This window comes from Pseudoalteromonas sp. G5_S1_14_S5 (genome assembly GCF_054968605.1).
In genome coordinates this window covers 47,881-58,591 of record NZ_JBQKUM010000030.1, presented here as the reverse complement: position 1 = coordinate 58,591, position 10,711 = coordinate 47,881, and the positions used below count along the sequence as shown (strand labels likewise).

Here is a 10,711-nt window from a genome sequence, read left to right as displayed (position 1 = left end):
ACTCCCGAAGGAAGCCTTTAGTATTCTCTAATTGCGTTAGAGATTACATGTTACGTAAAGACGCAATACGCTTATCTAGCGGTGGGTGGCTCATTAGAAGCTCTGTTAGAGAACGCTTACCGTTGATACCAAATGCCATCATAGAACCTTCTAGTTGTGGCTCGTGGCTCATCTTGAGACGTTCTAGAGCAGAAATCATCTTCTCTTTACCTACCAAGTGAGCAGCACCTGCATCGGCATGGAACTCACGATGACGGCTGTACCACATGGTGATGAAGCTCGCTAGGAAACCGAATACCAATTCCAGCACCATAGACACACCGAAGTACACCATCGTGTTACTACCACCCTCTTCCTCGTTGTCATTCGATGCCACAATATTGGCAATGAAACGAGATAGGAAAATAACGAACGTGTTCACAACACCTTGCATCAGCGTCATTGTCACCATGTCGCCGTTTGCGATGTGACTAACTTCGTGAGCAAGTACCGCTTCAGCTTCATCACGCGTCATGTTGTGTAGCAAACCAGTTGAGACCGCAACCAATGAATCGTCACGCTTAGCGCCTGTCGCAAATGCGTTGATGTCTGGCGAGTCGTAGATCGCCACTGTCGGCATACCAATACCAACCTGTTGAGATTGACGGCTTACCGTCTCCATCAACCAATGTTCTGTTTCGTTGCGCGGGCTTTCAATAACCATTCCGCCAACAGAATGAAGTGCCATTTTCTTTGACATCATTAGTGAAATGAATGAGCCGCCGAAACCGAATACCGCAGCCATCACCAGCAAGCCTGAGAGGCTACCTGGTTGCATACCTGTGACTGCGTATACAATATTAAGAACAACACCTAGAACCAATACAACCGCAAGGTTGGTTGCAAGGAACAACATTACTCGCTTCATTACTTATCTCCGCATGAAAGCTGTTTTTATCAAACTTATTGTTATAGGCAAGGCAGACAACAATAGATTCCAACCTTGACGACTTATACTTACTTATACATATAGTCTTAGATTAAGAAAACAAGGTTAAGCATTAAATTGAAACATTTGATTACGGGGGTAGCGCAATTCGCAATCGTCTATTAGACCTAAGTCGTATGGTCTACCTATCGTGATCCGTTTAAAGTGTCAGTTAATTAATGTATTGGCTAGTTCATGTAACAAAAGGAAAGGATCATGGTTGAAGGTACTAACACTCAAATGGCTATCGATTTACTGTGCTGTCACCTAGGGATTACTGAAGAAGAAGCGAAAAAACAAATCGGTATTCTTACGCCAGAAGCTGCGCAAGCAAACATCACAGAGACACAGCAAGCACTAATGGGGCTTACGAAAGAGCACTAATCCCTCGCTTGACTCCTTAAAGGCTTAAATAGCAAAAGGGCTGCAATCGCAGCCCTTTTCTTATGCTGTGCCTTATTCACCAATTACAGTGCAAGCAATGGCTGAACATCGATATACTTACCGATGTTATTAGACTTAGCTTTTGGTACATAGGGGATCTCACCCAGCTTTGGTGCACCTAGCTTGTCTTCAAGCATAGCAATAATAGCTGCGTAGTGCTCAGTGCCTGGATTAATGCGGTTAGCCACCCAACCTACTAGGTTTAAGCCGTCAGCACGAATCGCTTCTGCAGTTAATAGAGCGTGGCTCAAGCAGCCTAGCTTAATACCTACCGTCATAACCACTGGAAGCTGTTCTTTTTTAACCCAGCTAGACAGATACTCATCATCTGAAACGGGTACTCGCCATCCACCTGCACCCTCTACTAAAACGATGTCAGAGTTCTGCTTATGTTCAGCGAGCTTAGCCGATAGCACTTCTTCTTCAATCACCACACCGTCATGCTTAGCTGCAATGTGAGGAGATGAAGGTAGTAGTAATGCGTACGGATTAACGTCTTCATAAGCGATCTCTTTTGTCGCTGCTTCTTGAAGATGTAGCGCGTCGCTATTACGTAACCCTTCAGGGTACTTTTCACACCCTGCAGCAACAGGTTTATAACCAATTGTTGATAAATCTTGTGCGGCCAAAGCTTGAAGAATCGCTTTTGAAACCACAGTTTTTCCCACTTCGGTATCCGTACCTGCAATGAATACTGCATCAATCATAATTGAATAACCCCTAAACAAACTTGATATGTTGCTGGTAAGAAACCTTGATGGTTTTTAAACTCTCGATATTCCCGTTCAACAAGCTGCAACATGCGACGACTTGTCAAACCTTGTGAGCGACCACTTACATAATTAGCACCAATGCCTTTCAGGTCTCGCATCAGTTCAAACGCTGTGTCGTACCAAACGGTGATGGTGGGCAAGTCTAGTTGATGAGCCGTACAGCTAGATTGCGCTAACGCAATTTTTACCTGATTGATTGTAATAAAATGGTTAACGTGTTGATGTGAATCAATTTTGGACCATGACTTTTCTAGCTCAAACAGTGATCCATCAAGCAAAGTTGAGAAGATTACTTGTCCATTAGCCGCAGTAACACGCTTCATTTCCCTTAAAGGCGACGATAAATCGTCACACCATTGCAACGCCAAGCTCGAGAAAACAATATCAAATCTTCCATTTGCAAACGGCAACTGTTCGGCATCAGCTTGTTGATATAAAGAGACGGCAGAACCACAGCGCTGCTTAGCCTTCTTTAGCATTCCTAGAGAGAGATCGGCACAAATCACTTCAGCACCGCGACTCAACAACTGTTCTGAGAAATAACCCGTTCCGCAGCCGAGGTCGAGCACCTTAAGACCAGAAAGATCGCTTGGTAGCTTATCCAGTAAGCGGTGGCCCACATGACGCTGAAACTCAGCATGTTTGTCATAGGTAGTTGCCGCTTTACCAAACGCTTCGGCAATCGCACTTTTATCTTGGCCTAGGTATTCATGCACTACTGCTTCCTGTGACATTTGCTAAACCTCTTCCTTTAATGCATAGCTCAATTCGATAGCTTGAAGCAATGAACGGCTTAATTGGTTAACCTGCTTTTGAGTGTGATTGGCAGTTAATGTAATTCGCAAACGAGCCGTCCCAGCCGGAACAGTCGGCGGTCTTATCGCCGTCACCCATATCTGATTACGCTTTAACTTTTCTGCTATCGATAATGCCACCTGCGTTCCCCCTATCACAAATGGCTTAATAGGGGTCTTGGTATTAACCAAGCCTTGTATACCTTTCATCTGCTCCGCATAGATACCACCTAGCTCAACCAGTTTTTCTCTGCGCCACTCTTGGATTTGAATCATCTGACACGCATGGGACAAAGCGAAAGCCTGTGAGGGTGGCATTGCCGTCGAATACACATGATGTCGTGCAAACTGGGTTAAGTAGTCACCCACCTCTGATGAACATAGAATTGCAGCTCCGGAAAGACCAAATGCTTTACCAAAGGTCACCACCAAAATATCGGGTGTGATTTGCACAGCATTGCAGCTACCTGCCCCTCTATCGCCTAATACACCGATGCCATGAGCGTCATCAACCGCCAACCAACTGTCGTATTCATTGGTCAGGCTAGCGATATCTTCGAGGGGTGCGTGGTCACCATCCATGCTGAAAACGCCTTCCGTCACGACTAACGATTGCTGAGAACGACTTAGTAACGACTCAAGATGCTGCACATCGTTGTGCTTAAAGCGTTTCATTGAGGCAGGAGAAAGCACACCCGCTTCTATCAAAGAGGCGTGATTGAGCTTGTCTTGTAGCAATACGTCATCTTTCTCGAGCAGAGAGAACAACAAGGCTTGATTGGCGCTGAATCCAGAGCTGAAAAGAATGGCACGCTCAAAGCCAAGCCACTCACACAGTTGAGCTTCTAGATTTCGATGAGCAGAGCTAAAACCGGTAACTAATGGCGACGCCGCACTGCCAGCACCATACTGAGACAACCCGTTTTGCCATGCTTCGACCAATTCAGAATCGTTCGCCAGTCCCAAATAGTCATTGCTCGAAAAGTTTATGAAGTGTGAACCATCACTACTAAGCAACGGGCCATTACTGTTTTCAAGCACCTTAAGTTGACGGGTTAACCCTTGCTCACGGCGATGAACAAGGGCTTCTTTAATGCGTGATTTAAACCGTGGCATCGTAGAACATGTCATCTTTCGTAGGGCGAGCCGCAACGCGCTCTACCACTTGATCTAACAGTTCATTTTCTTGAATTTCATCAGGCTTTTGAGCCACTTCTTGGCTGTTGATACCCAACTTCTTGAACAGCTGCATATCTGTATCTTCATCTGGGTTTGGCGTAGTCAGTAGCTTACAACCGTAGAAAATAGAGTTTGCACCTGCCATGAAACACATCGCCTGCATCTGTTCGTTCATGTTCTCGCGACCTGCAGATAAACGAACCGCAGACTTAGGCATCATGATGCGAGCGATCGCGATCAATTTAATAAAGTCGAAAGACTCAACATCATCGACGTTTTCCATCGGCGTGCCTTTCACTTTAACAAGCATGTTGATTGGCACACTCTCTGGGTGTACCGGAAGGTTAGCCAGTTCAACCAGCAAGCCCGCACGGTCACTAGTGCTTTCGCCCATGCCAATAATACCGCCCGAACAGATCTTCATACCTGCATCACGAACGTGAGATAGCGTGTCTAGACGATCTTGATAGGTACGGGTGGTGATAATGCTGCCATAAAACTCAGGTGAGGTATCAAGGTTGTGGTTATAGTAATCCAATCCAGCATCTGCTAACTCACCTGCTTGCTCAGGCGTTAGCATGCCAAGCGTCATACAGGTTTCTAGTCCCATACCTTTCACACCTTTAATCATATCGGTGAGGTGTGGCATATCGCGCGCTTTAGGGTTCTTCCATGCTGCGCCCATACAAAAACGTGTTGAGCCAGCATTCTTCGCTTTTTGTGCGGCATCCAACACACGCTCAACTTCCATCAAACGCTCTTTATCGACATCAGTTCGATAGTGAGCACTTTGAGGGCAGTATTTACAATCTTCAGGACAAGCACCTGTTTTGATCGATAACAGCGTACTCACCTGCACGTGGTTGTGATCTTGGTGCTGTCTGTGAACCAGTTGTGCTTCAAACATTAAATCCATAAATGGTTTTTCAAGCAGTGCCTTTACTTCAGCGACTGTCCAGTCATGACGAACTTCCACATGTCGATCCTTTTTATTATTTGATGTCGCATCTCCATCAATAGAGATTGCATTTATGCTTGGCTAGTCTACCGACAAGCTTTAGACTGTCAACACATTGTTAATAACAAAAGTTTACAACTGGTTATATTTCAACCACAACAAGAACGGAAATCGTTATGGATCTCGCCTTTGATCGCCAGCATATCTGGCATCCCTATACATCAACGTTAACACCTCTGACCTGCTATCCTGTTACCAATGCAGACGGCGTTTACCTAGAACTAGAAGGCGGAAATCGAATTATTGATGGCATGTCCTCTTGGTGGTCAACGATCCACGGATACAATCATCCGCTCTTAAACGAAGCTGCTCACAGCCAGATCGAAAAGGTTTCACACGTGATGTTTGGTGGCATCACCCACCAGCCCGCTATCGATTTATGTAAGAAGCTTCTTAAGCTAGCACCAGACAATCTAGAACACGTATTTTTGGCTGATTCGGGCTCAGTTGCGGTAGAAGTGAGCCTAAAAATGGCACTTCAGTTTTGGCATGCGAAAGGACAATCTCGCTCTAAATTCTTAACGCTGAGAGATGGTTATCATGGTGACACGTTCGCTGCGATGTCAGTGACAGATCCCGATAACTCAATGCACAGTCTCTATAAGGGTTTTTTACCTGAGCATATTTTCGCTGACTCACCGAAGACTGGCTTTTGGGATGACTGGAACCCAAGTGACATTGATAGTTTTCGTGAAAAGCTATCCGCATATCATCAAGAAGTCGCCGCCGTGATCTTAGAGCCGATTGTTCAAGGCGCTGGCGGTATGCGTATTTACCACCCTGAGTTCTTAAAACAAATTCGCTTGCTTTGTGACGAATTTAACGTGCTGTTAATTTTGGATGAGATTGCGACCGGCTTTGGCCGCACAGGTAAATTGTTTGCCTGCGAGTATGCGGATATTCAACCAGATATTTTGTGTGTCGGCAAAGCACTGACTGGTGGTTACATGACGCTTTCCGCAACACTAGCAAGCAAAGAAGTCGCAGACACCGTATGTGGAGGTGAAGCAGGTTGCTTCATGCACGGCCCAACTTTTATGGGTAACCCATTAGCTTGTGCCGTTGGGGCCGCGAGTTTATCCCTAATAGAGCAAGGCCACTGGCAAAATCAAACTCGACAAATTGAACAGCTCTTCTCAGAGCTACTGCCACCGTTGCTCAAACATGAACTGGTTAAAGACGTTCGTTGGTTAGGCGCTATTGGCGTCGTAGAGACCCACTCGCCAGTCGAAATGGAAACTATACAGGCTCACTTTGTCGAGCAAGGTGTTTGGATTCGCCCGTTCGGAAGGTTAATTTATATGATGCCTCCGTTTATTAGCGAACCACAACATATCGAAAAATTGGTCGCTGCTATCGACACTGCATTACAAAATACTCATTGCTTTAAGTAGCCATTAAATAATGCGTTTATTGCTCTGAACAAGAGCGGTGATTATTTCCGTATATCTTCAGTAATAAATAATTTAATAAAACTAAAAGGCCTTACATAAAAGTAAGGCCTTATCTATTTTGAAGATATCGGTCAGTTTAACGTAATTGACTATCTTTACTTGCTCGACGGTTAAACAATGAATGTCGATGTGCGTCGTGCTCTAATAATGACTGACATTCGATACACAAACGAACGCCTTTTATCGCGAGTCGTCTTTTTTCTGGTATCTCGTCGCCACACTCATCACAATAACGCAAACTCTCACCACCTCGAAGGTTTCCTCTTACACGAGAGATCTCATCATCGATGGTATTTTGTATTTGCTGGCTGACACTGTCGTCTCCAGCCCATCCTACGGCCATAAGCCCTCCTCTATACATAAACGAGAAAATCTTTACCTACCGCGGTAAGAGCACATTATAGCCGGATATTAATTGAGTAATAATAACCAAAAATAACAAATTACTATTACACATTGGTAATAGTAATTAAATAAAAGTAGTTAAGGAATGCATCAACCAATTATTAATGTAATAAAAAACCCAGCCAATCGGCTGGGTTTTCAATATTTTATGAGCTCATTAAATCGTAAAACGATTAGCCGATGTGCGTTACGCCGCCCATGTATGGCTGAAGTACTGCTGGGATAGCAATACGGCCATCTGCTTCTTGGTTGTTCTCAAGAATCGCAACCATAGTACGACCAACAGCAAGACCAGAACCGTTTAGTGTGTGCACAAGTTCAGGTTTCTTCTCGCCTTTACGACGGAAACGAGCTTGCATACGACGAGCTTGGAAATCCCACATGTTTGAACAAGAAGAGATTTCACGGTAAGTCTCTTGTGCTGGAACCCATACTTCTAAGTCGTAAGTTTTCGCAGCGCCGAAGCCCATGTCACCAGTACATAGAACCACTTTACGGTAAGGAAGCTCTAGAAGTTGAAGTACTTTCTCAGCGTGACCTGTTAGCTCTTCAAGAGCAGCCATAGAGTCTTCTGGTTTAGTAATTTGTACTAATTCAACTTTGTCGAATTGGTGCATACGGATAAGACCACGAGTGTCACGACCGTAAGAACCCGCTTCAGAACGGAAACATGGAGTGTGAGCTGTCATCTTAAGTGGCAGTTCAGCTTCGTCTGTAATGGTATCGCGAACCATGTTTGTTACCGGTACTTCCGCAGTAGGGATAAGTGATAGCGTCTTAAGAGGAACATCACTAACTTGCTCAGTTAGCGGGCTTGTGTGGAACAAGTCTTCGCCAAACTTAGGAAGTTGGCCCGTGCCGTATAGGCTATCGTGGTTCACTAGGTACGGTACGTACATTTCTGTGTAGCCGTGCTCATCAGTGTGAAGGTCCAACATGAACTGAGCAATCGCACGGTGTAGACGTGCAAATTTGCCTTTCATCACGATGAAACGAGAACCAGAGATTTTTACTGCGCTAGCAAAATCAAGACCGCCAGACATTTCGCCAAGATCAACGTGATCTTTCACTTCGAAGTCGTAAGTCTTAGGTTGACCCCAACGAGAAACTTCAACGTTATCATCTTCGTCTTTACCTTCTGGCACAGACTCGTCTGGCAGGTTTGGAATAGACATAGTGATTGTTTCTAGATCAGATTGAAGCTCAGCCAGTGCTGCTTTAGCTTGGTCTAGTTCTGCGCCTAAGTTGCCTACTTCAGCAAGGATACGCTCAGCTTCTTCATGGTCGCCTTTTGCTTTCGCTTGACCAATGGACTTCGATCGAGAGTTACGTAACGCTTGTAGCTCTTCAGTTTTCATCTGAAGGGACTTACGTTTTTCTTCAAGTTCACGAATTGTCTCTACATCAAGGGCGAAGCCTCGACGTGCTAATTTTGCCGCTGTTTCATCCAGCTCAGCTCGAAGTAATTTAGAATCCAGCATTGCTAATCCTATGCTTTAGTTATTTGAATATTCAGTAGTTTGCTACTGAATCACTGCTAAACCCCTAAAACTGGTGCCATTTCGACCAATTTGTAACGATTTAATGTAAATTTTATGACTAGGTAACGATATCCAAAAAAGACTACTTTTCATAGCGTTTTTGTGGGCTTTTTGCGTCCAAATCCGCCAGATAATCTAGCTTCTCGCCAATTTTGGTCTCTAAGCCTCGTTTTGTTGGAAAATAGTATTGCTTTTCTCCCATTTCAGGAGGCAAGTACTTTTCACCCGCCGCGTAGGCTCCTGGTTCATCATGAGCATAACGGTATTCTTGTCCATAGCCCATGTCTTTCATCAAGGTTGTTGGTGCATTTCGCAAATGATGAGGCACTTCGTACTCAGGAAGGTCATGAGCATCGGATAACGCTTGCTTCCATGCTGTATAAACCGCATTACTCTTTGGTGCACACGCTAAATAAATAACCGCCTGTGCAATCGCGCGTTCTCCTTCAGCCGGACCAATACGTGTAAAGCAATCCCAAGCAGACATCGCAACCTGCATTGCACGAGGGTCAGCGTTACCAATATCTTCAGAAGCTATCGCCAATAAGCGCCTAACGATATAAAGCGGATCACAGCCTGCCGCAATCATTCGAGCCGACCAGTACAGCGCTGCATCAGGTTTTGAACCACGTATCGATTTATGAACGGCAGAGATTAGGTCGTACCAAATATCACCCTTGTTATCAAAGCGAGCCACCTTCTCACCTGCTACTTCCGCAAGCAACTGTAAGGTAATCGACTTCTCGCCTTTGTCGTTGTCTTCAGCCATGTCGTACAGCAGCTCAAGGTAGTTGAGCGACATACGCGCATCACCGTTCACTAACTCAGCTAAACTATCCAAAACATTGTCAACAAAGTGAGCAGGAACGTCACCAAGACCACGCTGCTTATCTTCAATCGCTTGGCGTATTACCGTCGCAATATCATCGGTATTGAGAGAAGTCAGCTTATATACCCGCGCACGAGATAGCAGAGCGTTGTTTAACTCGAAGGAAGGGTTTTCGGTCGTTGCACCAATGAAGGTAACCGTACCGTCCTCAATATGAGGCAGAAAAGCATCTTGCTGGCTTTTGTTAAAACGATGGACCTCATCCACGAACAAGATGGTTCTACGCCCTGCTTGCTTGTTTTCACGCGCTTTTTCGATCGCGATACGAATGTCTTTCACGCCAGATGTCACAGCAGACACACGCTCCACTTCTGCATTGGCATAATTGGCGGCTACTTCTGCGAGCGTGGTTTTACCTGTGCCAGGAGGCCCCCACAAAATCATCGAGTGGATATGGCCCGCTTCCAGGGCTCTGCGAAGGGGTTTACCTGGACCTAATATGTGCTGCTGACCAATATACTGTTCTACAGTTTCTGGTCTCATACGAGCAGCAAGGGGACGAAAATCTTCGTCCCCTGCAAAATCTAAGCTGTAATTACTCAATTGCAATCTCTTGATTATTTGATGGCATCGAGCTGATGGAAACAATATCCATCAACCCTATCGACGTACTACCAAACGATCGGCTTGTTTCGATCAATTTCTTTGGTCGTCGACCTCGACACCTTCCGGTGCTACAAAAGTAAAGCGGTCTGCTGCTGGTTTACCCAGGTTCACATTGTTGAAGGTAAACTCGCCTTTTTGACCGTCTTGTTCAATCACATTAAAGCCCTGAACAATGCCTTTTTCATTGATATTAATCTGGAAGTCACCCTGATTAGAGTCAACTGCCGTTGGTGTTAACGTAAATTGGTTACCCGATTGCGCCACATTGTAGTTATCCCAATCGCTTTCTTGGTTACGAGTCAGTAGTACAAAAGGCGTTTGTGATGTCGCTTGCTCTTGCCAATAAATACTGACTTGCTCAATGAACGGGCTGTAATACCACAAACTCTGCCCATCAGAGACCAATAGGTTTTCATCTGGGAAAGTGGTTTCCCAACGGAATAAGCTTGGACGTGCAATTTCAACCGTGCCTTCACCTTCCATTACAACTTCACCGTCAGGGCTTGTGACCACTTGTTTAAAGTCGGCGCTAAACCCTGCGTTCAATGCCAATCGGCTACTCAGCTCTTCTTTCGGAGAAGCGAACACTGAGAAGCTCATAAATAAAAGTGCGAATACTTTTTTCATTGATAATCCTGTTA

General features: G+C 45.1%; 11 protein-coding genes. 2 read left to right on the top strand and 9 right to left on the bottom strand.

All coding sequences use genetic code 11. From position 1 onward, the window contains the following. Positions 1-43 precede the first annotated feature (43 nt). Positions 44-907 (bottom strand): protease HtpX, encoded by an 864-nt coding sequence (gene htpX, locus ACTRWI_RS11075; protein ID WP_499131325.1) that lies wholly within the window; start codon positions 905-907, stop codon positions 44-46. 276 nt (positions 908-1,183) lie between these two features. Here htpX and ACTRWI_RS11070 point away from each other — a divergent pair, with 276 nt between their 5' ends. Continuing rightward, the gene (locus tag ACTRWI_RS11070; protein WP_186728084.1) at positions 1,184-1,351 is read left to right on the top strand and encodes a hypothetical protein; all 168 of its coding nucleotides are present in this window, start codon (positions 1,184-1,186) and stop codon (positions 1,349-1,351) included. Positions 1,352-1,434: 83 nt separating this feature from the next. On the opposite strand, the gene bioD is transcribed toward ACTRWI_RS11070, so the two are convergent. From bioD to bioB, 4 genes are read right to left on the bottom strand one after another with little or no spacing between them, the layout of a single operon-like run. Then, a complete protein-coding gene (gene bioD, locus ACTRWI_RS11065; RefSeq protein WP_499131323.1) occupies positions 1,435-2,118 on the bottom strand; it encodes a dethiobiotin synthase in 684 nt (227 codons plus the stop codon). Then, positions 2,115-2,918: a malonyl-ACP O-methyltransferase BioC gene (gene bioC / locus ACTRWI_RS11060; protein WP_499131321.1), complete on the bottom strand. Its 804-nt coding sequence runs from the start codon at positions 2,916-2,918 to the stop codon at positions 2,115-2,117. Before bioC ends, bioD begins: the two co-directional genes overlap by 4 nt. 3 nt (positions 2,919-2,921) lie before the next feature. Next, the gene (bioF, locus tag ACTRWI_RS11055) at positions 2,922-4,094 is read right to left on the bottom strand and encodes an 8-amino-7-oxononanoate synthase (protein ID WP_499131319.1); all 1,173 of its coding nucleotides are present in this window, start codon (positions 4,092-4,094) and stop codon (positions 2,922-2,924) included. Further along, entirely contained in the window at positions 4,081-5,181 is a 1,101-nt protein-coding gene (bioB, locus tag ACTRWI_RS11050; RefSeq protein ID WP_499131330.1) for a biotin synthase BioB, read from the bottom strand. The genes bioF and bioB overlap by 14 nt, the downstream gene beginning before the upstream one ends. A gap of 110 nt (positions 5,182-5,291) precedes the next feature. Here bioB and bioA point away from each other — a divergent pair, with 110 nt between their 5' ends. After that, positions 5,292-6,569, top strand: a complete 1,278-nt coding sequence (gene bioA, locus ACTRWI_RS11045) for an adenosylmethionine--8-amino-7-oxononanoate transaminase (RefSeq protein ID WP_499131317.1) — start codon at positions 5,292-5,294, stop codon at positions 6,567-6,569. Between the two features lie 136 nt (positions 6,570-6,705). Here bioA and ACTRWI_RS11040 read toward each other — a convergent pair whose 3' ends face one another. The 4 genes from ACTRWI_RS11040 to lolA all read right to left on the bottom strand — a co-directional run bounded on the left by ACTRWI_RS11040 (position 6,706) and on the right by lolA (position 10,697). Then, on the bottom strand, positions 6,706-6,972 hold the full coding sequence (locus tag ACTRWI_RS11040) for a DksA/TraR family C4-type zinc finger protein (protein ID WP_004741997.1): 267 nt from the start codon (positions 6,970-6,972) through the stop codon (positions 6,706-6,708). A gap of 235 nt (positions 6,973-7,207) precedes the next feature. Then, complete coding sequence (gene serS / locus ACTRWI_RS11035) at positions 7,208-8,515, bottom strand: serine--tRNA ligase (protein ID WP_004741995.1); 1,308 nt, start codon at positions 8,513-8,515, stop codon at positions 7,208-7,210. Between the two features lie 142 nt (positions 8,516-8,657). Next, positions 8,658-10,007, bottom strand: a complete 1,350-nt coding sequence (locus ACTRWI_RS11030) for a replication-associated recombination protein A (RefSeq protein ID WP_499131316.1) — start codon at positions 10,005-10,007, stop codon at positions 8,658-8,660. Between the two features lie 93 nt (positions 10,008-10,100). Further along, positions 10,101-10,697 (bottom strand): outer membrane lipoprotein periplasmic chaperone LolA, encoded by a 597-nt coding sequence (gene lolA / locus ACTRWI_RS11025; RefSeq protein WP_499131315.1) that lies wholly within the window; start codon positions 10,695-10,697, stop codon positions 10,101-10,103. Between the last annotated feature and the right edge of the window lie 14 nt (positions 10,698-10,711).

Excerpts from the sequence above, each read along its gene's own strand:
- bioD (WP_499131323.1), bottom strand. The coding sequence starts at position 2,118 with ATGATTGATGCAGTATTCATTGCAGGTACGGATACCGAAGTGGGAAAA.
- serS (WP_004741995.1), bottom strand. The coding sequence starts at position 8,515 with ATGCTGGATTCTAAATTACTTCGAGCTGAGCTGGATGAAACAGCGGCA.
- bioF (WP_499131319.1), bottom strand. The coding sequence starts at position 4,094 with ATGCCACGGTTTAAATCACGCATTAAAGAAGCCCTTGTTCATCGCCGT.
- lolA (WP_499131315.1), bottom strand. The coding sequence starts at position 10,697 with ATGAAAAAAGTATTCGCACTTTTATTTATGAGCTTCTCAGTGTTCGCT.
- ACTRWI_RS11040 (WP_004741997.1), bottom strand. The coding sequence starts at position 6,972 with ATGGCCGTAGGATGGGCTGGAGACGACAGTGTCAGCCAGCAAATACAA.
- htpX (WP_499131325.1), bottom strand. The coding sequence starts at position 907 with ATGAAGCGAGTAATGTTGTTCCTTGCAACCAACCTTGCGGTTGTATTG.
- bioC (WP_499131321.1), bottom strand. The coding sequence starts at position 2,918 with ATGTCACAGGAAGCAGTAGTGCATGAATACCTAGGCCAAGATAAAAGT.
- ACTRWI_RS11070 (WP_186728084.1), top strand. The coding sequence starts at position 1,184 with ATGGTTGAAGGTACTAACACTCAAATGGCTATCGATTTACTGTGCTGT.
- bioA (WP_499131317.1), top strand. The coding sequence starts at position 5,292 with ATGGATCTCGCCTTTGATCGCCAGCATATCTGGCATCCCTATACATCA.